The sequence below is a fragment of the Bradyrhizobium sp. I71 genome, assembly GCF_022354745.1.
Classification (GTDB): Bacteria; Pseudomonadota; Alphaproteobacteria; order Rhizobiales; family Xanthobacteraceae; genus Bradyrhizobium; species Bradyrhizobium liaoningense.
Map to the genome: position 1 here is coordinate 6987048 of NZ_CP059398.1, position 21774 is coordinate 7008821.

Here is a 21774-nt window from a genome sequence, read left to right on the forward strand (position 1 = left end):
CGTCACCACATCGTCATGCCCGGGCTTGTCCCGGGCATCCACGTTCTTTGTGCGTCAGGCGTGGATGGCCGGGTCAAGCCCGGCCATGACGGCGGAGAGAGCTCCTACGCCCTACGCCGCCTTGGCCTTTGCCTCCTGGATCGCGCGCCACACGCGCTCCGGGGTCAGCGGCATGTCGATGTGCTTGATGCCGTACTCGGAGAGAGCATCGATCACCGCGTTCACCACCGTCGACAGGCTGCCGGCGCAGCCGGCTTCGCCGCAGCCCTTGCTGCCGAGCGGATTGGTCGTGGCCGGCACCGGGTGGTCGCCGACCGCCATGTTCGGTACGTCCTCGGCGCGGGGCAGGGCGTAGTCCATCAGCGAGCCCGTGATCGGCTGGCCGCTCTCGTCGTAGCGGACGTGCTCCATCAGCGCCTGGCCGATGCCCTGGACGACGCCGCCATGGAGCTGGCCCGCGACCAGCATCGGGTTGATCACCGTGCCGAAATCGTTCACCGCGCTATAGCGCACGATCTGCACCACGCCGGTCTCCGGATCGATCTCGACCTCGGCGACGTGGCAGCCGTTCGGGAACGCCGAGGCGACCGGTTCGCTGGTGTGATCGACGTCGAGCGAGTCGGGCACCCCCTCCGGCACCTTGCCCTCGTGCAGCTTCTTGGCGAGCTCCATGATGTCGATGCTGCGATCGGTGCCGGCGATCGCAAAGCTGCCATCTGCGAATTCGATGTCGGCTTCGGACGCTTCCAGCATGTGCGCCGCCGCGCGCTTGCCCTTCTCGATGACGAGCTTTGCGGCTCCCACGATGGCCTGGCCGCTCGCGGTGATCGAGCGCGAGCCGCCGGTGCCGTTGCCGGTGTGGACGATGTCGCTGTCGCCCTGCACCAGCTTGATGCTGTCGAAGGGGACGCCCAGCTGCTGGCACAGCACCTGCGCGAACGGCGTCGCATGACCCTGCCCGTAGTCGAGCGTGCCGGTGATGAGCTGCACGGTGCCGTCGGGATCGAACACGATCTTGCCGAGCTCGGGGCTCGGCGGCGCGGTGACCTCGAGATAGGAGCCGATCGCGATGCCGCGCAGCTTGCCGGCCTTCTTGCTCTCCTTCTTGCGCTTGGCGAAATTCTCGTGGTCGGAAATCTCGAGCGCCTTGTTGAACACGGACTGGAAGTCGCCGCTGTCATAGGTGACGCCGGAGGAGGCCGGGAACGGAATCTGGTTCGGCTTGATGAAGTTGCGCCTGCGCAAGGCCAGCCGGTTGATGCCCATCTCGTCGGCGGCGCGGTCGATCAGCCGCTCCATGTAGTAGTTCGCCTCGGGCCGGCCGGCGCCGCGATAGGCGCCCATCAACGTGGTGTTGGTCAGCACCGTCTTGATGTCGACCGCCATCAGCGGCGTGCGATAGACGCTGGAGAAATTCTTGCCGGTGTTGAGCGAGAGCGGCCCCGGCGCGACGCCGGTGATGTAGGCGCCGAGATTGCCGTAGCCGGACAGCTTTGCCGCGAGGAAATGCCCCTCGGCGTCGAGCGCGAGCTCGGCATGGATCTTCTGCGCGCGGCCGTGGCTGTCGGAGAGGAAGCTGGTGGAGCGCTCGTCGAGCCACTTCACCGGACGTCCCAGCGCCTTGGCCGCATACAGGATGCACATGTATTCGGGATAGTTGATGTTCTTCATGCCGAAGGAACCGCCGACATTGGCGGTCAGGATGCGCACCTTGTCATTCGGCACGTTGAGGTTCTTGGCGAGATTGGCGCGGTTGCCGGCGACACCCTGCGTCGGCACCTGAAGCGTGTAGCGCTCGGTCTTCTTGTCGTAGGAGGCAAGGCCGACACGCGGCTCCATCGAGACCACGGCGACGCGGGTGTTCTCGATGTCGAGCTTTGTGACATGGGCGGCGCTGGCAAAGGCCGCGTTGACCTTGTCCATGTCGCCATAGTGGTAGTCGAGCGCGACGTTATCAGGGATGTGGTCGTAAAGCTGCGGCGCGCCGGGCTTGGCGGCTTCCTCGGGATCGGTCACCGCGGGCAGCGGCTCGATGTCGAGCTCGACCGCCTCGGCGGCGTCGCGCGCCTGCGCCAGCGTCTCCGCCACCACGAAGGCGACGGGATCGCCGACGAAGCGGACCTTGTCGGTCGCGAGCGGCTGGCGGTTGGTCTGGAGCAGGGGCGAGCCGTCACGGCTCTTCAGCGGCAGGCCGCAGGTGAAGGGGCCATAACCGGCGGCATCGAGATCCTTGCCGGTCCACACCCCCAGCACGCCCGGCATCGCCTTGGCAGCCTCGCTGTTGATGCCGCGGATGATGCCATGGGCATGGGTGGAGCGGACGATCACGGCATAGGCCTGGCCGGGCAGGTTGAAATCGTCGGTGTAGCGGCCCTTGCCGCGCACCAGCGTGTCGTCCTCCTTGCGGCGGACCGGTTGCCCGACGCCATATTTTTGCAGTGCAATAGCGTTCTCAAGCGTGGACGATTTGGTGTGTTCTTGCATGGAATTGACCTGAAAAGCCGGCATTTGCGCATTTTCGCGGCAGCGGGAGACCGGACTTTCCTCAGATAACCCACCACCCCGTTCACGACAACGCACGAATGGGCATGGTCCCATGTGATGCGTTGTTGCGCAGGCCTGCCGCGCTGCTAATGTTTCAGGCGAAAAATCAATTCCAGACCGGCCCGACCGGCCGCGGAAAGACAATTTGTATGAATGACCACACGCGGCTCCGCGACGGCCATGTAAGCCAACATGGGCCGCACGGCGAGCTGGAGGGGTCGATGACGGCGGTGGCGTTGGCCGCCGATCCGGCCATTGGCGCGCAAGCGCCGGGAACCGGCGTCTATGCGGCGCTGGACCTCGGCACCAACAATTGCAGGCTGCTGATCGCCTGTCCGACCCACGACGGCTTTCGCGTGGTCGATTCCTTCTCACGCATCATCCGCCTCGGCGAGGGCGTCTCCGCGACCGGGTGCATCAGCGAGGCCGCGATCGAGCGCGCCATTGCGGCGCTCAGCATTTGCCGCGACAAGATCAATCTGAGGAAGGCGCGGCGGCTGCGGTTGATCGCGACCGAAGCCTGCCGAGCCGCCTCGAACGCGGAAGGTTTCCGCAGCCGCGTCGCGGCCGAGACCGGGATCGAGCTCGAGGTGATCGACCGCGAGACCGAGGCCTCGCTCGCCGTGCTCGGCTGCTCGCCGCTGGTCGACCCCAGAGGACGCGGCGCGATCCTGTTCGACATCGGCGGCGGTTCGACCGAGCTGGTGCGGATCGAGCGCGATCCCGCAAATCCGCAGCCGCGCATCAAGGCCTGGATGTCGATCCCGTACGGTGTGGTCACGCTCGCCGAGCAGTTCGGCGGCCGCGACGTGACGGCCGGGATCTATGCCGCGATGGAGCGCGAGGTCGCAAACCATGTCGCCCCGTTCGCGGAGGAGCACGGCCGTGATCTCACCGACATGCACCTGCTCGGCACGTCCGGCACGGTGACGACACTCGCCGGCATCCATCTCAACCTGCCGCGCTATGACCGCCGCCGTATCGACAGCATCTGGATGAATGATGCGGACCTCACCGCGACCATCAACAGGCTGCTCGGCATGAGCTACGAGGAGCGCGCGAACAACAGCTGCATCAGCGTCGAGCGCGCCGATCTCGTGCTGGCCGGCTGCGCCATCCTCGATGCCATCCGCCGCGCCTTTCCGCTGCCGCGCCTGCGCGTCGCCGACCGGGGCCTGCGCGAGGGCATGCTGGTCGAGATGATGCGCGAGGACGGCGCGCTCAGGAGCTGGTGAGATGGCGAAAGACACCACCGGCCGCTTGCACGTCCAGGTCAAGACCGGCGGCAAGCGCAAATTGTCGTCCAAGCTCTGGCTGGAGCGGCAGCTCAACGATCCCTATGTCGCGAAGGCCAAGGCGGCAGGCTATCGCTCGCGCGCCGCGTTCAAGCTTTTGGAGATCGATGACAAGTATCGGCTGCTGAAACCCGGCATGGCCGTGGTCGACCTCGGCGCCGCGCCCGGCGGCTGGAGCCAGATCGCCGCCAAGCGCGTCGGCTCCGCGGAAGGCAAGGGCAGGGTCGTCGCGATCGACTTGCTGGAGATGCCCGAGATCCCCGGCGTCGATTTCGCGCAGCTCGACTTCATGGACAATGACGCGCCGGAAAAGCTCACCGCGATGCTCGGCGGCAAGGCGGACGTCGTGATGTCCGACATGGCCGCCAACACCACCGGCCACCGCAAGACCGACCAGCTCCGCATCGTCGGCCTGGTCGAGACAGCCGCTGCGTTTGCCTGCGACGTGCTCAAGCCCGGCGGCACGTTCCTCGCAAAGACGTTCCAGAGCGGCGCCGATGCCGAGCTGCTGTCCCAGCTCAAGCGCGACTTTGCGACGGTGCGCCACGTGAAGCCGGCCGCGAGCCGGCAGGATTCCTCGGAGCGCTACGTGCTGGCGACGGGATTTCGCGGCGGGACACAGCAGTAGCCACATCATCCGTCATTGCGAGGAGCGTAGCGACGAAGCAATCCAGGCAGTTGCCGCGGAGGCATTCTGGATTGCTTCGCTGCGCTCGCAATGACGAGCGAGAAACTACCCCAGCCGCTGGTCCCGAACGTCCTGCGTATCCTCGCTCGCCGCCTTGACGGCGGCCTTCGCCGCGCCTTTGCCGGCGCCCTTGCGGCTCGCGATCTCCGCCGCCTTGCGACCGGAGATCTCGTTGCCGGCGTCGGCGGGCATCTGCCAGAAGAACCAGCTCGATGCCGCCGAGGTCAGCGCCACCACGACGAAGGCCGGCGCGAACACGGTGGCGTCGATCTCGCTGACATGGTTGAACCACATCGTCGTCTCGACGCAGGCCGCGCCGACGGCGACGCCGGCCGAAACCGCGAGCTGCTGGTTGACGCTGACGAGGGTGGTGGCACGGCTCATCTGCGCGGTCTCGACCTCGGCATAGGCGACCGTGTTGATCGCGGTGAACTCCAGCGAGCGGAAGAAGCCGCCGACCACCAGGATGACCATGATGATCAGCAGCGGCGTCGACACCGTGAACAGCGCGCAGACGCCGAGGAAGAACGCGCTGACGATCGCGTTCACCGTCATCAGATTGCGGAAGCCGAAGGTGCGGATGATGCGGGCGGCCAGCGTCTTCATGCCCATCGCGCCGAGCGAGGAGGCGAAGGTGACGAGGCCGGAATGGAACGGGGTCAGCCCGAAGCCGATCTGCATCAAGAGCGGCAGCAGGAACGGCAGCGCGCCGATGCCGAGGCGGAACAGGAAGCCGCCGAACACGGCCGCGCGCAGCGTCGGCAGCTTCAGAAGCGAGAAATCCAGCACCGGCGATCCCGTGCGCCGGGCATGGATGACGTAGAGCGTCATCGAGATCGCACCGCCCGCGATCAGCGCGGCAACGGTGCTCCACGGCAGCAGATTGAGGCCGGCAACCGACAGGCCGAAGGCGATGCCTGCGAGCCCGATGCCCGCGAGCACCATGCCGTAGAGATCGAAGGGCTCGCGTTCCTCGCTCTTGATCGGATCGATGAAGCGCAGGGCCATGAAGATGCCGAGCAGCCCGATCGGGATGTTGATCAGGAATATCCAGTGCCAGGACGCGTAGGTGGTGATGAAGCCGCCGAGCGGCGGGCCGATCACGGGGCCTATGAGGGCAGGGACCGTCACCCAGGCCATGGCATTGACCAGCGCACTCTTGTCGACCGAGCGCAGCAGCACGAGGCGTCCGACCGGCGTCATCATCGCGCCGCCCATGCCTTGCAGGATGCGCGCGAAGACGAAGTCGGTGACCGAGGTTGAGAGCGCGCAGCCGACCGAGCCGACCATGAACACCCCGACCGCGATCGCGAACACCATGCGCGCGCCGAACCGGTCGGCGGTCCAGCCGCTCGCCGGAATGAACACCGCCAGCGACAGCAGATAGGAGGTGATCGCGAGCTTCAGCGTCAGCGGGCTGGTGCCGATGTCGGCCGCGATCGCGGGCAGCGAGGTGGCGATCACCGTCGAGTCCATGTTCTCCATGAAGAGAGCAGTGGCCACGATCAGCGGAATGACGCGTTGCTTGTCGACCATGACGGATTGGTAATGAAATCGGGAGATAGGATCGGGAGATAGGACGGAATTGCGGCTTATCATCGCCACCCGGCGGAGACCATTGCGGATCGACGCATGGCACCTAAATCCCGCGTAACAACGGTGTGACCCTCCGTCTCCGTCCTTCCGGGGCGCGCGGCCTGGCGCGAGCTATGGTGCGCAATGGCGCACCTGAGAATCCATTGGGCCGCGGGACCGGGTGGGATGGATTTTCGGGTTCGCGACTTCGTCGCGCCCCGGAATGGCCGCGGGTGGGCCGCGCTCGGGCTATCCCCGCCGAATTTGCGTAAAATGCCTGTGCATGGCTGGCCGGCGGCCCGAATTGCTTTGATTCGTCACGCGGCCGTGCTATCGACCCGCGTCAACCCCACCGATGGGCTCCGATTCTCCGGCGATGCCGCAAGGTACGCCGAGGGCGGCGCTCATCCATAAGCATTTGCGGCAGGGCCGCAGGAAGGAGTTGGCAGATGGCCACGGTGCAACTTCAAGGCATCCGCGAAGCCCTTACGTTCGACGACGTGCTGTTGAAGCCGGGCCTGTCCGACGTCATGCCGGGCGAGGTCGACATCCGTTCCCGCGTCACCCGCGCCATTCCGCTCAATATTCCGATCATGGCCTCCGCCATGGACACGGTCACCGAGGCCCGCATGGCGATCGCCATGGCGCAGGCCGGCGGCCTCGGCGTCATCCACCGCAATTTCGATCCCGAAGGGCAGGCCGCCCAGGTGCGGCAGGTCAAGCGCTACGAGTCCGGCATGGTGGTGAACCCGCTCACCATCAGCCCCGAGGCCACGCTCGACGACGCGCTGAAGCTGATGAGCGATCACGGCATCTCCGGCATTCCCGTCGTCACCGGCGCGGGCAAGTCCACGCCCGGCAAGCTGGTCGGCATTCTCACCAACCGTGACGTGCGGTTTGCGACCAATCGCCAGCAAAAAATCTCCGAGCTGATGACGCACGAAAACCTCGTCACGGTCCGTGAGAATGTCAGCCAGGACGAGGCGCGGCGGATGCTGCACCAGCACCGCATCGAGAAGCTGCTCGTCGTCGACGAGCAATATCGCTGCGTCGGTCTCATCACCGTGAAGGACATGGAGAAGGCGGTCGCCCATCCGCTCGCCTGCAAGGACGCGCAAGGGCGCCTGCGCGTCGCCGCGGCCACCACCGTCGGCGATACCGGCTTCGAGCGCACCGAGCGCCTGATCGATGCCGGCGTCGACCTCGTCGTCGTCGACACCGCGCATGGCCATTCCCGTCACGTGCTGCACGCGGTGAACCGCATCAAGCGTCTGTCCAACTCGGTGCAGGTCGTCGCCGGCAACGTCGCCACCACCGAAGGCGCGCAGGCGCTGATCGACGCGGGCGCGGATTGCATCAAGGTCGGCATCGGCCCGGGCTCGATCTGCACCACCCGCATCGTCGCCGGCGTCGGCGTTCCCCAGCTCACCGCGATCATGGATGCGGTGGAAGCTGCGAAGAAGTCCGACATCCCGGTCATCGCCGACGGCGGCATCAAATACTCCGGAGACCTTGCGAAGGCGCTTGCCGCCGGTGCCGACATCGCCATGGTGGGCTCGCTGCTCGCCGGCACCGACGAGACGCCCGGCGAAGTGTTCTTGTGGCAGGGCCGCTCCTACAAGGCCTATCGCGGCATGGGCTCGGTCGGCGCGATGGCGCGCGGATCGGCCGACCGCTATTTCCAGCAGGACATCAAGGACACGCTCAAGCTCGTGCCTGAAGGCATCGAGGGCCAGGTGCCCTACAAGGGTGCGGTCGGCCACGTCATGCACCAGCTCGCCGGCGGCCTGCGCGCCGCGATGGGCTATGTCGGCGCACGCGACATGAAGGAGCTGCACGAGAAGGCCCAGTTCGTCCGCATCACCGGCGCCGGCCTGCGCGAAAGCCACGTCCACGACGTGACGATCACGCGCGAGAGCCCGAACTATCCGGGCGGGGGTTAGCCGCCGGCCTCGTGCCCCGGACGCAGCGCAGCACCTCTTCGGTGGTGCGCTGCAGAGCCGGGGCCCATGCCTCCGCGTCCTGCCGTGTTGCGCTCTGGGTCCCGGCTCTGCGCAGCAACGTTTCACGTTGCAGCGCGTCCGGGACACGAGTGCTGTGTACGTCTCCGCATAACCGGTCCACCGCTTTTGTATTGACGCGCTTCTCTCCCTCCGCTTCGCTCGCGCCGACGAAACTCCGGAGGAAGTCATGTCCCAAGGCAAACGCATCGTTCTCGCCGCGCGTCCCGCCGGCGAACCCAAGCCGTCCGATTTTCGCCTGGAGGAATTTGCAGTTCCGACACCCGGACAGGGTGAGGTCCTGCTGCGCACGATCTGGCTGTCGCTCGATCCCTACATGCGCGGGCGCATGAGCGAGGGGCCGTCCTACGCTGCACCGGTGCCGATCGGCGGGGTGATGGAAGGCGAGGCGGTCAGCGAGGTCGCGGCCTCCAACAATCCCGATTTCGCGGTCGGCGACATCGTGCGCATCCGCTCCGGCTGGCAGACGCATGCGATCTCGAACGGCAAGGGCCTGATCAAGGTCGATCCCAAGCTCGGGCCGATCTCGACCTCGATCGGCGTGCTCGGCATGCCGGGCATGACGGCGTACACGGGCCTGCTCGACATCGGCAAGCCGCAACCCGGCGAGACCGTCGTCGTTGCCGGTGCCTCCGGGGCGGTCGGCTCGGCCGTCGGCCAGATCGCCAGGATCAAGGGCGCACGCGCGGTCGGCATCGCCGGCGGCAAGGACAAGTGCGACTACGTGGTCAAGGAGCTCGGCTTCGATGCCTGTATCGATCACCGCGATCCCGATCTCGCCGCCAGGCTCAAGGAGGCCTGCCCGAAGGGGATCGACGTCTATTTCGAGAATGTCGGCGGCGCCGTGTTCGAGGCTGTGTTCCCGCTGCTCAACCCGTTCGCGCGCGTGCCCGTCTGCGGCCTGATCGCCCATTACAACGACACCGAGGCCAAGCCGCCGAAATGGGCCGGCGCGATGATGCGCAACATCCTCACCAAGCGGCTGACCTTCCGCGGCTTCATCGTTTCCGACTTTGCCGCGCGCCATGGCGACTTCCTGCGGGACATGTCCGCCTGGGTTCGCGACGGCAAGGTCAAGTATAAGGAATTCGTCACCGAGGGCCTGGAGAGTGCGCCCGGCGCCTTCATGGGGCTCCTGAAGGGCGCCAATTTCGGCAAGCAGCTGGTGCGGGTCGGGCCGGACAAGGCCTGAGCCGCCTCTTCCGGGCCCCGCAGGGGCGGGATGGTTAAGAAAGAGTTACCGATTGGCCACACCTGCTGGCAAAAGCCGCAGGTGTGTGCGCCGGTTGATTGACGGGCCGACGAAGGCATTGAATCATCGCAGATATTTTAGGTGCTGCGATGTTAGAGATTGGTATTTTGTGCGTCATTGTGCTGGCCGCCGGCTATTGGGCGACCATGTTCGTCATGGGCCGTCGCGACGACGTCATCCATGGCAAGTTCGTCCACGTCGACGAAGAGGGTGATTTTGCGCTGGCCGCGATGCCGGTGCCGCCACCGCCATTCCCGAGACGTCCGGTCAGAGTTGCGCAAACTGCCGGGCACCCGCCCGCCAATGATCCGGCGGCCAAGCCAGTGAACAGCGAGGCGCTGCAATCCCTGCTCGCCGCGATCCAGCAGGATCTCAAGAGCGTCGCCTGAGAACCGATGGCGAGCTGCTTTAGTGCTCGCCGCCCATCTGGACGAGCAGCTCCTCGATGTCGACGTCCACCTGGCCCGCCGCGCGGACGTGACGAACCTCGAGACTGTCGGGCTGGAAGCGGTATTCGACGAGCCCGACTTCCTTGATCGCAATCCGGTCCTGGCGCTGATCGTTGATGACGAAACCGGCCGACGGCGCCCAGACGTGGCGGGTGCGGCGCCAGGTGAAGTCGCGGCGTTGGTGCACGTGACCGCTGGCGATGAGACGCAGGTCGATAGTCCCGAACATCTCGATCAGCCGCGCCCGCGCCGGCTGCGGCACATAGCGGATCGAAGTCTCCGGCGTCTCGGGGTCGTCGGGCAGGTTGAGAAACAGCGGCTTGTGCAGGAACAGCGCGACCGGCCTGCCGTTCGTGCGCGATAGCTCGGAGGCGAGCCAGTCGAACTGCTCGGCCTCGAAGCCGAGCCCCGAATTCATCACCAGCGAGTTGAGGCCGATGAAGCGCCAGCCTGCGGCGTCGAACGACCAATGGTCTTCGCCGATGATGTCGCAAAATTGCCGCCGGTGAGCCGGGCTGACGGGCGGCTTCGGCGCCGGCCCGATCGCGGTCGGATTGTCGCCGATGTCGTGATTGCCGGGCAGGTAGCGGCAGGCGACGGGCAGGGCGTCGTGCAGGCCCTTCGCGAATTCGGCGTCGTCGCGGCCGGCCGGCCCGTCGAACGAGACGTCGCCGGTGTTGACGACGAGATCGGGCCTGTCGGCGTCGATGTGCTCGCTGACGCGGTGGAAGTTGGCGATCAGGCCGGGAAAGCGCCGGCCGAGATGGGTGTCGGAAATCTGGGTCAGGCGAAATTCGGGCATGCGATCATCCTACCCGTTGTCGCGCGTCGGAACGATGACGGCGCGGGCATGGATCGCAACGAACAAAGTTTAAAGCACGCGGTAGCGGATCGTGTAGCCGTCCTGCGGGGCGACGGGGCCGGCGAGCGGCGAGGCGATGCGGTCGGCGAGATGCCAGGGGCCGAACTGCTCGGAGCGATGCGGCTCGGCCGGCAGACGGAGGCGGAACTCGAAGGTGCCCTTGCCCGGCAGGTTCACGACCAGAACGCGGTCCGCGGTGCGATGGTTGAGCGCGACTGCGCCGCGCAGCACCGCCCGCCCGTCCGAGAGGTCGTGCAGCCCCTCGACCAGCGCCAGCGTCTGGTTGCGGTCGGTATGCAGCTCGATCTGGGTGTCGGCCGCCACCGCCGTCAGCATCTCCCGGGGCATGCGGATCTCGAACGCGACGGCGGGCTTGGACGGATTGAGGCCGAGATAGGCAAGCGCAGCATGGCGCATGTCGTAGGCGGCAAAGGCGAACAGGGCGCACGCGGCGAAGGCAGCAAGGCCGTACCGGGCCGCGTCGCGCCAAGTCACGTAGATCATCCGATAGCTCGAGCGGAGGTACACCGTCATCGCCAGCGCGACCGCGAGCGCCATCGCGATACCTGACAGCGCCGACATCAGGATGCCGAGCCGGCCGTCGGCGGATTCGGTGAAGAGGCTGGACCAGGTCATCATGGCGCTATCTTGCTGCGGGCCCAAGGGGCCGAAATCGCTTTAGTTGTCGGTGGTTGGTCGCAAGGCCGGGAACGCCGGTTCAAGTCGTTCATTGTCAGCGGCAGAAGTCGCGGCTAATGACGGTCGGCGGCATTTCGCCTCTCGGGAAAGTTCCGATGTCCGTTCAAATGGTTTTGCTGCCGGTCTTCGTGCAGGTCGCTCTCACCTTCGCGCTCTTGATCGGCATGGTCGTCGCGCGCCGCAAGACGCTGGTCTCCGGCGAAACCAGGATTCGCGACATTGCGCTGGGCGAGCCGAACTGGCCGAAGGGCGCCACACAAATCGCCAATTGCTACCGCAACCAGTTCGAGCTGCCGGTGCTGTTCTACGTCCTGATCGCGCTGGCATTGCCCTTGCGCCGCGCCGATCTCTTCATCGTGCTGATGTCCTGGGTGTTCGTCGTGGCGCGCTTTGCCCATGCCGGGATCTTCGTGTCCTCGAACGATATGGGCCGGCGCTCCACCGTCTGGCTTGCCGGTGTGCTGGTGCTGCTGGCGATGTGGATCTACTTCGCGCTGAAGCTCTTGCTGCTGATCTGAGCGCGCATGATCCGGAAAAGTGGATCCCGGTTTTCCGAGAAGATCATGCGCAAAACCGAAAGATTTAAATGACCCCCGCTGCCCGGCTGTCCGCAGCCATCGAACTGATCGACACCATCGAGAGGGACCGCGTGCCCGCGGCCAAGGCACTGAAGGAGTGGGGCACCGCGCACCGCTTCGCCGGCTCGGGCGACCGCGCCGCGATCGCCGGTCTCGTCTGGGACGTGCTGCGCCGCTACGCCTCGAGCGCGTTCCTGATGGATTCCGATACCGCGCGGGCGCGCCTGATCGGCATGCTCCGCCTCGAGCGCAATATGGACACGGCCACCATGGCCGCGATGTTCGACGGCAGCCGGTTTGCGCCGGCGCCGCTGACCGAGGCCGAGCAGGCCGCGCTCGCCTCGCGCTCCCTGAAGGACGCGCCAGCCGCCGTGGCCAGCGACTATCCCGAATGGCTGGATCCGCACCTCGAAAAAGTCTTCGGTGGGGACCGTGCTGCGGAAGCCGCCGCGATGGCGAGCCGGGCGCCGCTCGATTTGCGCGTCAACACGCTAAAGTCCAATCGCGACAAGGTGCTGCGTGCACTTGCTCATCTTCATGCGAAACCGACGCCGTGGTCGGCAACGGGCCTGCGCATCGAGCTTTCGGCCGACGCGCGTAACCCGGGCATCCAGGCGGAAGAGGATTTCATCAAGGGCGCAATTGAAGTGCAGGATGAAGGATCGCAGCTTGCGGCCCAGCTTACCGCGGCAAAGCCCGGCGAGCAGGTGATCGATCTCTGCGCCGGCGCCGGCGGCAAGACGCTGGCGCTCGCCGCCCTGATGCAGGGCAAGGGCCGCCTGATCGCGACCGACCGCGACAAGCGCCAGCTCGCGCCGATCCATGAGCGGTTGTCGCGCGCCGGCGTCCACAATGCCGACGTTCGCACGCCCAAGGGCGAGGCCGATCCGCTGGCGGACATTCGCGCCTCGGCCGACCTCGTCGTAATCGACGCCCCCTGCACGGGAACCGGCACCTGGCGCCGCAACCCCGATGCCAAATGGCGCATGCGCCCGGGCGCGCTGGAGATCCGCCTGCGCGACCAGGCCGAGGTGCTCGCGCGTGCGGTGCCGCTGGTGAAGCCGGGTGGCCGCATCGCCTACATCACCTGCTCGGTGCTGGCGGAGGAGAACGGCGAGCAGGTGAGGGCGCTCGTCGCGCGCCATCCCGAGTTCGGCGTGGTGCCGCCCGAGCAGACCGCGAGCGTGCTCTGGGACAAGGCGGAAGCTTTTGGCGAGGCCGCGCTCCGGTCGCCGGAGGGCTGGCTGATGACACCGCGACGGACCGGAACGGACGGGTTTTTCGTCTCGGTGCTGCGGAAGAGTGGCTGATCCCGCCTCGAATGACGGACGAGAGCCCAAACAAAAGCCCCGCGCACCGATCCCGGTCGCGGGGCTTTCTAGTTCTAGCGTTCTGCCGGTACGTCCGTGGTCAGAACGATGCGCGGGCGTTAGCCGACGCGGAGATTGTCAGCCGAGGACTTGCCGCTGCGGCGGTCGGCGACGATGTCGAACGAGACCTTCTGGCCCTCGTTGAGGGTCGAAAGGCCGGCGCGCTCGACCGCGCTGATGTGCACGAACACGTCCTTCTGGCCGTCGTCCGGCTGGATGAAACCATAACCCTTTTGGGTGTTGAACCACTTCACGGTGCCCATAGCCATGGGAATTTCCTTTGTTAGAGAGGGTACGCACGCGGACCGGTACGCGTCGCTGCGCCCTTGATCCTGTTCAGTCGATTTTTGGAGAAGTCATCTGAAGCGTGCGCGCCCGTCTGTAACGAAGCGAAGCGGCCCAGTCGTTCGGCCAAGTATCGATGATCACAATATAGCGAGAATTTGGGGCTACTTCAAGGCACCACCCGTGGCTCGGGATGTCGCGCCTGTTTGCTATTTTGCGGTGCAATGAACCGCCCCGGGCGCATCAGTCCACGATGAAGAGCGTGGCGCCGGTGGCCGTCGAGGACCGGTGCGCCGCGTCGCCGAAATCCGAGACCTGGTAGCTCATGCCTGCGGTCAGCTTGAATTTGCGCCCGTCGCGCAGCTCGGAGTCGAGCTCGCCCTTCAGCACGTAGAGCACGTGGCCGCGATCGCACCAATGATCGGCAAGATAGCCCGGCGAATATTCCACCATCCGCACCCGGAGATCGCCGATATTGAGCGTGCGCCACCTGGCCTCACCGTTCTCGCCGGGATGCGTGGTCGCCTCGATCCGGCTCCAGTCGGTGACGGTAAAGGGGGAGGTGGGGAGTTTCATGAAAGGATCCTGCCTTGATGCGGTGCATCGCTTGTTAGCCGATGCCGATTTCCGGGTCGTGCACTTTACCTGGGCGGCGAGGGCGTCAGCGCACAGCCGGCCGCCTCTTGCATCCTGCTCGCATTGATGACCCAGACCAGCAGAGCTGCGGCGCTGATGCCGGAACCCAGCATGCAAACGCCGCTCCAACCTCCTATCGCGTACACCATGGTCGCCGCGATTCCGCCAGCCGCGCTGCCGATTGAGTAGAATACCATGTAGGCGCCGACCAGCCTGCTCGCTGCGTCGGGACGGGCGGCGACGATCAGGCTCTGGCTGGTCACATGCACGGCCTGCAGCCCGAGATCCAGCATGATCACGCCTGCGACGACGAACCAGAGCGAGACATGCAGGCAGGCGATCGCGCCCCAGGCGGCGAGCATCAGCATCAGCGACAGTCCGGTGGTGCGTTGGGCCCATCCGAGGTCGGCGAGACGGCCAGCATTGCGCGCGCCGAGTGCTCCGGCGAAGCCGGCGACCCCGAGCAGTCCAATCGTGGTGTGCGACAGCACGAAGGGGGGCGCCGAAAGCGGCAGTACGATCGAGGTCCAGAACACGTTGAGGTCGGCAAAGATCAGGAACGCAAACAGGGCGCGCTCGCGCAGGATCGGCTCCTCTGCGAACAACGCCGCCGTCGATCGCAACAGCGACAGATACGATGAGCCGGCCATTGCCGCGTGCGGACCGCGGGGCAGGACGCGCAACAGCAGGACGGCCATGGCGAGCATGAGGCCGGCCGAGACCAGGTAGACCGTGCGCCAGCCGCCGATATCGGCCAGCGCGCCCGAGGCGAAACGCGCGAGCAGGATTCCCCCGACGACGCCGCTGGTCACTGTCCCGATGGCGCGGCCCCGGCCGTCCGGAGTCGCGAGCGTTGCGGCAAAGGCGACGAGGATTTGCACGACGACGGCAAGCACGCCGACCAGCGTCAGTCCCGCGAGCAGGACCGCGGTGTGCGATGCGGTGCCGACGACCACGAGTCCGGTTGCCGACAGTGCAATCTGGCCGGCGATCAGACGTCGGCGATCCCAGAGGTCGCCGAGCGGCACGATCAGGATCAGGCCGAACGCGTAGCCGATCTGCGTGAAGGTCACGACCATGCCGATCGCTGCGGGAGCGATGCCGAGGTCCTGGGCCATCGCGTCGAGCAGTGGCTGGGCGAAGTAGATGTTGGCGACGCTGAGGCCGCAAGCCAGCGCGAGCAGCAGCGCCATCGCGGAAGAAAGCCCGTGCCCGGCCGGCCCGGCACTGGTCTTCGGGGTGCCTCCAGCGAGGTCATTGCTCGTCATCTGTCATCTCCGGCACTGCTTTCTTGGTCCTATAATAGGACCAGTTGCGCACGGCGCTGTCTAGTCCTATTTTAGAACCAGATTGGAGCGGGAGAATGAAGCGGACAGGTTTTTCCGAGGCCGACTGCCCGGTGGCGCGCGCGCTCGATGCGATCGGAGACTGGTGGTCGCTCCTGATCGTGCGCGATGCTTTCGACGGGCTGCGCCGGTTCGGCGATTTCCAGAAGAACCTCGGCATTGCCAAGGGCATGCTCAGCACGCGCCTGCGCAAGCTGGTCGAGCTCAACGTGCTCGAACTGGTTCCAGCTGCCGACGGCAGCGCGTATCAGGAATACGCGCTGACGAGGCGGGGACGCGACTTGTTTCCTGTCATCGTCGGTTTGCGCCAATGGGGCGAGGCGCATCTCTATGCGCGCGGCGAGGCGCATTCCGACCTGGTGGACCAGGCAGGCCAGCCGGTTGGGCTGCTGGTGCTGCCGTCGCGAACCGGCCGGCCGCTGACGTGGTCCGACACGAAGGTGCGAAAGGTCGGCGCACGCAAGGGCTGATCTCGCGGCGCAGACGGATCAATGGGGCAAATGATTCGCCGAGCCCTGCACGATCAGCCCGGCCTCGTTCACCCGCAGATATTCGCAGATCTTCTTCCCCCGCTCGTTTTCGTAGAACACCACCACGCTGTCCGGGCTGACGAACAGATCGATCAGCGAAAAGTGCAGCTCCGGCAGCAGCCCCAGCGCCTTGCCCCAATAGGCGCGCAGGCTGTCCTTGCCGCGTACGGTGCCGCTGGCGTCGAACCCCATCGCGGGGATGCGGTCCGAGGTCATCACGGCCGCCTCGTCATAGAGCGCAAGCACGCGCTCGATATCGCCAGTATTCCAGGCCTCGACCCAGGTCCGGCCGAGCGCGGCAAGCGTTGATGGCTGATGATGCTGTGACATGGCATTCTCCCTGATCGACCCTTTTCAGAGCGGGTCGATAATAGGTCAATATTACTGACCTATATCCGCTTGTCCATGCCCAAAGAAGCATGTGGGCGCGCGGCGAGCGCGGTTGCGGCGCGCCCGCCGCCAGCGTATCTGCTGGCCATGACAGCAGCACAGAACGACCGCTCCGCGTCGACGCCCTCGGTGGCCTCGGCGCACGACAAGATTCTCATCGTCGACTTCGGCAGCCAGGTGACGCAGCTGATCGCGCGTCGCGTGCGCGAGGACGGCGTCTATTGCGAGATCGTGCCGTTCAACAAGGCCGAAGAGGCGTTCAAGGAGATGAAGCCGAAGGCGGTGATCCTCTCCGGCGGCCCCGAGTCGGTGCACGAGGCCGGCTCGCCCCGCGCGCCGCAATTGATCTTCGCCTCCGGCGTGCCCGTGATGGGCATCTGCTACGGCCAGATGACCATGGCCGCGCAGCTCGGGGGCGAGGTCGAGGGCGGCCATCACCGCGAATTCGGACGCGCCGACGTCGAGGTCAAGGCCGAGAGCAAGCTGTTCGAGGACGTCTGGTCGTCAGGCAGCAAGAACCAGGTCTGGATGAGCCATGGCGACCGCATCACCAGGATGCCGCCGGGCTTCTCCGTCGCCGGCACATCGCCGAACGCGCCGTTCGCGATCATCCAGGACGAGACGCGCAAATATTACGGCCTGATGTTCCACCCCGAAGTGGTGCACACGCCCGACGGCGCAAAACTCATCCGCAACTTCGTCCGCAAGATCGCCGGCCTCACCGGCGACTGGACCATGCGCGCGTTCCGCGAGGAGGAGATCGCCAAGATCCGCGCGCAGGTCGGCAAGGGCAGGGTGATCTGCGGCCTGTCCGGCGGCGTCGATTCGGCCGTTGCGGCCGTGCTGATTCATGAGGCCATCGGCGACCAGCTCACCTGCGTCTTCGTCGATCACGGATTGATGCGCCTCAACGAGGCCGAGCAGGTCGTCGACCTCTTCCGCCACCACTACAACATCCCGCTCGTGCACGTGGATGCCTCGAAGCAGTTTCTGGGCGAGCTCGAAGGCGTCACCGACCCCGAAACCAAGCGCAAGACCATCGGCCGCCTCTTCATCGAGGTGTTCGAGGCCGAGGCCAAGAAGATCGGCGGCGCCGACTTCCTCGCGCAGGGCACGCTCTACCCTGATGTGATCGAGAGCGTCTCCTTCACCGGCGGACCGTCCGTCACCATCAAGTCGCACCACAATGTCGGCGGCTTGCCCGAGCGCATGAACATGAAGCTCGTCGAGCCCTTGCGCGAGCTGTTCAAGGACGAGGTGCGCAAGCTCGGCCGTGAGCTCGGCCTTCCCGAAATCTTCGTCGGCCGTCACCCCTTCCCGGGCCCCGGCCTCGCCATCCGCTGCCCCGGCGAGATCACCAAAGACAAGCTCGACATCCTGCGCAAGGCGGACGCCGTTTACATCGACCAGATCCGCAAGCACGGCCTCTACGACGAGATCTGGCAGGCCTTCGCCGTGCTGCTCCCGGTCAAGACCGTCGGCGTCATGGGCGACGGCCGCACCTACGACTACGTCGTCGGCCTGCGCGCCGTCACCTCCACCGACGGCATGACCGCGGACTTCTACCAGTTCGACATGAAGTTTCTGGGCGAGACCGCGACGCGCATCATCAACGAGGTGAAGGGCGTGAATAGGGTGGTGTATGACGTGACCAGCAAGCCGCCTGGGACGATTGAGTGGGAGTGAGGCGCGGCGCTAGAAGTTAAGGTCTCTCTCTGACTTTTGTCCTCCAAAAGCTAGCGCTTTGCAAAGGGAAACCCGTAAGATCGATAAAGTGCAACGAGCACACCTTTCTTTTGCGCTCGTGGCAGACGTTCGGATAAATGAAATTTTCAGTAGGGCGCTATGCGAAGAACTGTGTTCTACTCTTGGCAGTCTGACCTCCCTGCAGCGACTAATCGCAATCTGATCCAGGATAGTTTAAGTCGGGCTATTCGTTCGATCGGTCGAGATGCAGACGCCAAGATCGAACCTGTGCTCGATAGGGACACGGCCAACCTCGCAGGCGCCCCAGATATCGCGCATAGCATTTTGGCTAAGATATCTTTCGCTGACGCATTTGTTGCGGACGTTAGTATCGTTAATTCTGGCGCTGCTCGTCCAACTCCTAACCCCAATGTGCTCGTTGAGTTGGGTTACGCTGTCGCTCGGCTTGGATGGAGTAGAATCATTCTGATTCAGAATAGTGCGTTTGGCGGGCCTGAATTGCTGCCGTTCGATCTGCGAGGGCGACGCATCGTGGTTTACGAGGCCATGGAGAAGGGTGATCGGATCGAGGCGAGATCCCTGCTTCAGGGACGTCTCGAGCACGGACTGCGAATGGCTTTGGAAGCGGGGTCATCAAGCGTCACTGCAAGCGGGGCAGAAGTGCAACTTTGGTGGGGAAAATGGGATTTCGATGCTGCCTCCTTTGGGGGCAACTTGTTCATTCGTGAAGTGGGGCCGAACGGCTTTTTCTTTGATCTTGTTGTTTTCCACGGAGCGCATTCGGGCTCAATTACCTCGTATGCTCGCATCGTCTCGCAAGACGTAGCTTACTGCCGGGTGCGTAACGGAGAGACGGATGAGGACGGGGAACTAATATTCCGGCGTCGGATGGAGAGCGGCAAGCGCATCATAGAAATCGAAGAGATCGCAGCGTGTGGTAGTTTTCGGGGGGCTCGGGCTTCGTTCGGCGGCAACTTCACCCGTCAAAGGGAGCCGTGGTTCGATGCTGGAGTTATGAACGAGTTAGAGGTCGTTCGTTTGTATGGGCTTTTAGGAGAGCATATCGATAAGATGCGGGATTGCACGAGCGACCTCCATGAGCGAGAGGATCTTGATGCTGCCGCGGCAAGGGTTATCTCTGGTGGCGTAGCTGGACTCTACACAATTATGGAAAGCATTGTGATGCTCAACGATTCCGGTGAAATGTGGGCTGCCTACATTGACGATGCGGTGGTTCGATACTTCACGAATGTTCCAGCCGATCGGACCGTTGTGCCGAAAATTTTCGACGACTGGCGGGCCAATTTTTCTGATTTGCCCATTCAATACACCGAGCGGGAAGTGCCTTCCAACCAAGATACGTAGCCGGGTAGAGCGGAAGGGAAGTCCATCGCACAGCCCGTAGGATGGGTAGAGCGCAGCGAAACCCATCGCGCCTGTCGAGCGGACTTGGTGGGTATCGCTGCACTCCACCCATCCTACAACTACATCACGCTCATCCGCGTACCGGATTGAGGACCTTGATCCCGGCGAAATCCTTTTCGTTGTCCGTCACCACGACGCAGTCGTTTGTATTGGCGACGGCGGCGATGATCATGTCGAGCGTGTTTCGCGGTTTGCCTGCCGCTTTGCCTTCGGCCATCAATCGCGCCCAGACGAGTCCCGCCTTGTCGTCGAACGACAGGATGCGGCCCGCAAAAAGCGCCTGCGGTCCTTCGGACCCTGCGAACCAATGGTCGAGGATATCGCGCTTCTTGCCTCGCGGCTTCTCCAAAATGCCGCGGCGGATTTCTGCAACGGTCAAGGAGGCGATGAACAGGTCCTCGTCGCGCTGCATCGACAGCCATGACATCAGCGATTCCGACGGTCGCGGTTTGACGACGTTGCTGATGATGTTGGTGTCGAGGAGATAGCGCGTCACAGGTCGACCTTGCGGCCCTTTTCACGGGGGCGAGACAGGTCGAGATCGGCTCCGACAAGCGGAGAGCGACGCAATGCGGCAAGGATGCCGCCGGGTTTCGGCGGCTGGCCCCCGACCGATCTGCTCACGGTGGCGCGAAGCTCCAAGGCCTCTGGCGTATCCTCCGAGAGCCGTTTGGCGAGCGAACGGATCAAATCGCGGTCGGCATTCCGGCCAAGCACTTCGAAACGCGCCAAGCCGCGCTTACTGAGGCGTGACCGATAGTTCTGGATGGCGCGCTTCTGTGAGTTTCCCATGCGGTCCTCGGCTATTTCCAGTAATATAGCCGGAAAGCGCGCCGCTGGCGAGATCGGCCGCGACATGGAAGCGGGGCGCCTGCGCCAGCCCGAAGCTCATCGGACCGCTTCGGCAGTAGCGCCTATGTCGCTTGGGGAATGCGAGCGATCACCTTGATCTCGAAATCGAAGCCGGCAAGCCAGTTCACACCGATCGCCGTCCAGTTGGGATAGGGCGGAGCGCTGAAGATCTGGTTCTTGACGGCCATGATGGTCTCGAACTGGTTTTCGGGATCGGTGTGAAACGTCGTCACATCGACGATATCGGCGAAGGAGCAGCCGGCGGCTTCCAGCGTTGCCTTGAGGTTGTCGAAGGCCAATCGGACCTGACGTCCGAAATCAGGTTCGGGGCTCCCATCGGAACGGCTGCCGACCTGCCCGGAGACAAAGAGAAGGTCGCCGGATCGGATCGCGGCCGAATAGCCATGGGCCTCGTAAAGTGCATGCCTGTTGGCGGGAAAGACCGCTTCTCGCTGTGCCATCTCATGATTCCTTTTCATCGTCGCCGGCGCGCAAGGAGCGGACGCGAACTTCCAAGGTTCACGCGGTCGCGCCATTTGACATACGGTGCGTATGTGAGATACGGGCATACGTGGCGTATGTCAACTCATATACGCTGCGTATGTGAACGCGGGGCGACGATGATGGCGAAGCGGCGCATCGAAAAGATGGAGGAGAACCACGCAAAGCTGATCGCGGCGGCGCGAAAGGCCTTTGCCGAAAAGGGCTACTCTGCCGCCTCCATGGATGAGTTGACCGCCGATGTCGGTCTGACGCGAGGGGCCCTCTACCACAACTTCGGGGACAAGCGTGGGCTTCTGGCTGCGGTGGTTCACCAGATCGACGCTGAAATGGCTTCGCGTGCGCAGGAGATTGGCGGCCAGGCGGGAGACGACTGGGAGGGGCTGCTGGCTGAGGGGGCGGCCTATATCGAGATGGCGCTCGATCCCGAAGTCCAGCGCATTGTTCTGCTCGACGGGCCCGCGGTCCTCGGAGATCCGTCGCAATGGCCGAGCCAGAACAGTTGCCTGCAGGCGACCAAGGCGACCGTGGAGCGGCTGATCGCACAGGGAGTTCTGAAGCCGGTGGACACCGAGGCCGCAGCGCGGCTTCTCAATGGCGCCGGGCTCAACGCTGCCCTCTGGATTGCGGCCAGCAAAGATCCCAAAGAGGTTCTCCCGAAAGCTGTCGAGGCCTTCCGTTGCCTGGCCTCGGGGCTGCTTGCAAAACCGGTATGACCTCAGCCGCCGGCGACAAGCCCACTGGCCCGTGCACCTCGCAGTTTGACTTA

The 21774-nt window shown here is 64.7% G+C and carries 22 protein-coding genes; 11 read left to right on the forward strand and 11 right to left on the reverse strand.

Translation table 11 applies throughout. From position 1 onward, the window contains the following. Positions 1–111 precede the first annotated feature (111 nt). Positions 112–2484 (reverse strand): xanthine dehydrogenase family protein molybdopterin-binding subunit, encoded by a 2373-nt coding sequence (locus tag FJV43_RS33080; protein WP_239623158.1) that lies wholly within the window; start codon positions 2482–2484, stop codon positions 112–114. 209 nt (positions 2485–2693) lie between these two features. Here FJV43_RS33080 and FJV43_RS33085 point away from each other — a divergent pair, with 209 nt between their 5' ends. Both FJV43_RS33085 and FJV43_RS33090 read left to right on the forward strand, forming a co-directional pair. Next, positions 2694–3779, forward strand: a complete 1086-nt coding sequence (locus FJV43_RS33085; RefSeq protein ID WP_239623159.1) for a Ppx/GppA phosphatase family protein — start codon at positions 2694–2696, stop codon at positions 3777–3779. A 1-nt stretch (position 3780) separates the two neighbouring features. Then, positions 3781–4467: an RlmE family RNA methyltransferase gene (locus FJV43_RS33090; RefSeq protein ID WP_239623160.1), complete on the forward strand. Its 687-nt coding sequence runs from the start codon at positions 3781–3783 to the stop codon at positions 4465–4467. Between the two features lie 105 nt (positions 4468–4572). Here the strand turns inward: FJV43_RS33090 and FJV43_RS33095 are convergent, their stop codons facing one another. Next, on the reverse strand, positions 4573–6063 hold the full coding sequence (locus FJV43_RS33095; protein WP_239623161.1) for a DHA2 family efflux MFS transporter permease subunit: 1491 nt from the start codon (positions 6061–6063) through the stop codon (positions 4573–4575). 488 nt (positions 6064–6551) lie between these two features. Between FJV43_RS33095 and guaB the strand changes: the two genes are divergently transcribed. From guaB to FJV43_RS33110, 3 genes are all read left to right on the forward strand, one after another. Further along, complete coding sequence (guaB, locus tag FJV43_RS33100) at positions 6552–8045, forward strand: IMP dehydrogenase (protein WP_028178447.1); 1494 nt, start codon at positions 6552–6554, stop codon at positions 8043–8045. Positions 8046–8292: 247 nt separating this feature from the next. Further along, a complete protein-coding gene (locus FJV43_RS33105) occupies positions 8293–9315 on the forward strand; it encodes an NADP-dependent oxidoreductase (protein ID WP_239623162.1) in 1023 nt (340 codons plus the stop codon). 149 nt (positions 9316–9464) lie between these two features. Then, positions 9465–9764 carry a hypothetical protein gene (locus FJV43_RS33110; protein WP_239623163.1) on the forward strand — a complete coding sequence of 100 codons (300 nt, stop codon included), beginning with the start codon at positions 9465–9467 and terminating at the stop codon, positions 9762–9764. 19 nt (positions 9765–9783) lie between these two features. Here the strand turns inward: FJV43_RS33110 and FJV43_RS33115 are convergent, their stop codons facing one another. Together FJV43_RS33115 and FJV43_RS33120 are read right to left on the reverse strand one after the other, a co-directional pair. Continuing rightward, complete coding sequence (locus tag FJV43_RS33115) at positions 9784–10626, reverse strand: metallophosphoesterase (RefSeq protein ID WP_239623164.1); 843 nt, start codon at positions 10624–10626, stop codon at positions 9784–9786. A gap of 69 nt (positions 10627–10695) precedes the next feature. Further along, positions 10696–11325, reverse strand: coding sequence for an acriflavin resistance protein (locus FJV43_RS33120; RefSeq protein ID WP_239623165.1), 630 nt, complete (start codon positions 11323–11325; stop codon positions 10696–10698). A 155-nt stretch (positions 11326–11480) separates the two neighbouring features. Between FJV43_RS33120 and FJV43_RS33125 the strand changes: the two genes are divergently transcribed. Further along, positions 11481–11903, forward strand: coding sequence for an MAPEG family protein (locus tag FJV43_RS33125; RefSeq protein WP_131871470.1), 423 nt, complete (start codon positions 11481–11483; stop codon positions 11901–11903). 68 nt (positions 11904–11971) lie between these two features. Beyond that, positions 11972–13273 (forward strand): RsmB/NOP family class I SAM-dependent RNA methyltransferase, encoded by a 1302-nt coding sequence (locus FJV43_RS33130; RefSeq protein ID WP_239623166.1) that lies wholly within the window; start codon positions 11972–11974, stop codon positions 13271–13273. Positions 13274–13392: 119 nt separating this feature from the next. On the opposite strand, the gene FJV43_RS33135 is transcribed toward FJV43_RS33130, so the two are convergent. From FJV43_RS33135 to FJV43_RS33145, 3 genes are all read right to left on the reverse strand, one after another. After that, on the reverse strand, positions 13393–13602 hold the full coding sequence (locus tag FJV43_RS33135) for a cold-shock protein (protein WP_015686739.1): 210 nt from the start codon (positions 13600–13602) through the stop codon (positions 13393–13395). A gap of 259 nt (positions 13603–13861) precedes the next feature. Next, complete coding sequence (locus tag FJV43_RS33140; RefSeq protein WP_239623167.1) at positions 13862–14194, reverse strand: DHCW motif cupin fold protein; 333 nt, start codon at positions 14192–14194, stop codon at positions 13862–13864. 65 nt (positions 14195–14259) lie between these two features. Continuing rightward, positions 14260–15522 (reverse strand): MFS transporter, encoded by a 1263-nt coding sequence (locus tag FJV43_RS33145; protein WP_239623168.1) that lies wholly within the window; start codon positions 15520–15522, stop codon positions 14260–14262. A 95-nt stretch (positions 15523–15617) separates the two neighbouring features. On the opposite strand from FJV43_RS33145, the gene FJV43_RS33150 reads away from it, so the two are divergent. Further along, the gene (locus tag FJV43_RS33150; RefSeq protein ID WP_239623169.1) at positions 15618–16070 is read left to right on the forward strand and encodes a helix-turn-helix domain-containing protein; all 453 of its coding nucleotides are present in this window, start codon (positions 15618–15620) and stop codon (positions 16068–16070) included. A gap of 18 nt (positions 16071–16088) precedes the next feature. Here the strand turns inward: FJV43_RS33150 and FJV43_RS33155 are convergent, their stop codons facing one another. Continuing rightward, positions 16089–16460: a nuclear transport factor 2 family protein gene (locus FJV43_RS33155; protein WP_239623170.1), complete on the reverse strand. Its 372-nt coding sequence runs from the start codon at positions 16458–16460 to the stop codon at positions 16089–16091. A 147-nt stretch (positions 16461–16607) separates the two neighbouring features. Here FJV43_RS33155 and guaA point away from each other — a divergent pair, with 147 nt between their 5' ends. After that, positions 16608–18206, forward strand: coding sequence for a glutamine-hydrolyzing GMP synthase (gene guaA / locus FJV43_RS33160; RefSeq protein WP_239623171.1), 1599 nt, complete (start codon positions 16608–16610; stop codon positions 18204–18206). A gap of 159 nt (positions 18207–18365) precedes the next feature. Continuing rightward, positions 18366–19592 carry a nucleotide-binding protein gene (locus FJV43_RS33165; protein WP_239623172.1) on the forward strand — a complete coding sequence of 409 codons (1227 nt, stop codon included), beginning with the start codon at positions 18366–18368 and terminating at the stop codon, positions 19590–19592. 130 nt (positions 19593–19722) lie between these two features. Here FJV43_RS33165 and FJV43_RS33170 read toward each other — a convergent pair whose 3' ends face one another. The 3 genes from FJV43_RS33170 to FJV43_RS33180 form a co-directional block, all read right to left on the reverse strand. After that, complete coding sequence (locus tag FJV43_RS33170) at positions 19723–20148, reverse strand: type II toxin-antitoxin system VapC family toxin (RefSeq protein ID WP_239623173.1); 426 nt, start codon at positions 20146–20148, stop codon at positions 19723–19725. Continuing rightward, positions 20145–20444 carry a hypothetical protein gene (locus FJV43_RS33175; protein WP_239629720.1) on the reverse strand — a complete coding sequence of 100 codons (300 nt, stop codon included), beginning with the start codon at positions 20442–20444 and terminating at the stop codon, positions 20145–20147. Before FJV43_RS33175 ends, FJV43_RS33170 begins: the two co-directional genes overlap by 4 nt. 122 nt (positions 20445–20566) lie before the next feature. Continuing rightward, on the reverse strand, positions 20567–20965 hold the full coding sequence (locus tag FJV43_RS33180) for a RidA family protein (RefSeq protein ID WP_239623174.1): 399 nt from the start codon (positions 20963–20965) through the stop codon (positions 20567–20569). Between the two features lie 162 nt (positions 20966–21127). Here FJV43_RS33180 and FJV43_RS33185 point away from each other — a divergent pair, with 162 nt between their 5' ends. Continuing rightward, positions 21128–21721 (forward strand): TetR/AcrR family transcriptional regulator, encoded by a 594-nt coding sequence (locus FJV43_RS33185; RefSeq protein WP_239629722.1) that lies wholly within the window; start codon positions 21128–21130, stop codon positions 21719–21721. Positions 21722–21774: the final 53 nt, after the last annotated feature.

Excerpts from the sequence above, each read along its gene's own strand:
- FJV43_RS33080 (WP_239623158.1), bottom strand. The coding sequence starts at position 2,484 with ATGCAAGAACACACCAAATCGTCCACGCTTGAGAACGCTATTGCACTG.
- FJV43_RS33085 (WP_239623159.1), top strand. The coding sequence starts at position 2,694 with ATGAATGACCACACGCGGCTCCGCGACGGCCATGTAAGCCAACATGGG.
- FJV43_RS33090 (WP_239623160.1), top strand. The coding sequence starts at position 3,781 with ATGGCGAAAGACACCACCGGCCGCTTGCACGTCCAGGTCAAGACCGGC.
- FJV43_RS33095 (WP_239623161.1), bottom strand. The coding sequence starts at position 6,063 with ATGGTCGACAAGCAACGCGTCATTCCGCTGATCGTGGCCACTGCTCTC.
- guaB (WP_028178447.1), top strand. The coding sequence starts at position 6,552 with ATGGCCACGGTGCAACTTCAAGGCATCCGCGAAGCCCTTACGTTCGAC.
- FJV43_RS33105 (WP_239623162.1), top strand. The coding sequence starts at position 8,293 with ATGTCCCAAGGCAAACGCATCGTTCTCGCCGCGCGTCCCGCCGGCGAA.
- FJV43_RS33110 (WP_239623163.1), top strand. The coding sequence starts at position 9,465 with ATGTTAGAGATTGGTATTTTGTGCGTCATTGTGCTGGCCGCCGGCTAT.
- FJV43_RS33115 (WP_239623164.1), bottom strand. The coding sequence starts at position 10,626 with ATGCCCGAATTTCGCCTGACCCAGATTTCCGACACCCATCTCGGCCGG.
- FJV43_RS33120 (WP_239623165.1), bottom strand. The coding sequence starts at position 11,325 with ATGATGACCTGGTCCAGCCTCTTCACCGAATCCGCCGACGGCCGGCTC.
- FJV43_RS33125 (WP_131871470.1), top strand. The coding sequence starts at position 11,481 with ATGTCCGTTCAAATGGTTTTGCTGCCGGTCTTCGTGCAGGTCGCTCTC.
- FJV43_RS33130 (WP_239623166.1), top strand. The coding sequence starts at position 11,972 with ATGACCCCCGCTGCCCGGCTGTCCGCAGCCATCGAACTGATCGACACC.
- FJV43_RS33135 (WP_015686739.1), bottom strand. The coding sequence starts at position 13,602 with ATGGCTATGGGCACCGTGAAGTGGTTCAACACCCAAAAGGGTTATGGT.
- FJV43_RS33140 (WP_239623167.1), bottom strand. The coding sequence starts at position 14,194 with ATGAAACTCCCCACCTCCCCCTTTACCGTCACCGACTGGAGCCGGATC.
- FJV43_RS33145 (WP_239623168.1), bottom strand. The coding sequence starts at position 15,522 with ATGACGAGCAATGACCTCGCTGGAGGCACCCCGAAGACCAGTGCCGGG.
- FJV43_RS33150 (WP_239623169.1), top strand. The coding sequence starts at position 15,618 with ATGAAGCGGACAGGTTTTTCCGAGGCCGACTGCCCGGTGGCGCGCGCG.
- FJV43_RS33155 (WP_239623170.1), bottom strand. The coding sequence starts at position 16,460 with ATGTCACAGCATCATCAGCCATCAACGCTTGCCGCGCTCGGCCGGACC.
- guaA (WP_239623171.1), top strand. The coding sequence starts at position 16,608 with ATGACAGCAGCACAGAACGACCGCTCCGCGTCGACGCCCTCGGTGGCC.
- FJV43_RS33165 (WP_239623172.1), top strand. The coding sequence starts at position 18,366 with ATGCGAAGAACTGTGTTCTACTCTTGGCAGTCTGACCTCCCTGCAGCG.
- FJV43_RS33175 (WP_239629720.1), bottom strand. The coding sequence starts at position 20,444 with ATGGGAAACTCACAGAAGCGCGCCATCCAGAACTATCGGTCACGCCTC.
- FJV43_RS33180 (WP_239623174.1), bottom strand. The coding sequence starts at position 20,965 with ATGGCACAGCGAGAAGCGGTCTTTCCCGCCAACAGGCATGCACTTTAC.
- FJV43_RS33185 (WP_239629722.1), top strand. The coding sequence starts at position 21,128 with ATGGCGAAGCGGCGCATCGAAAAGATGGAGGAGAACCACGCAAAGCTG.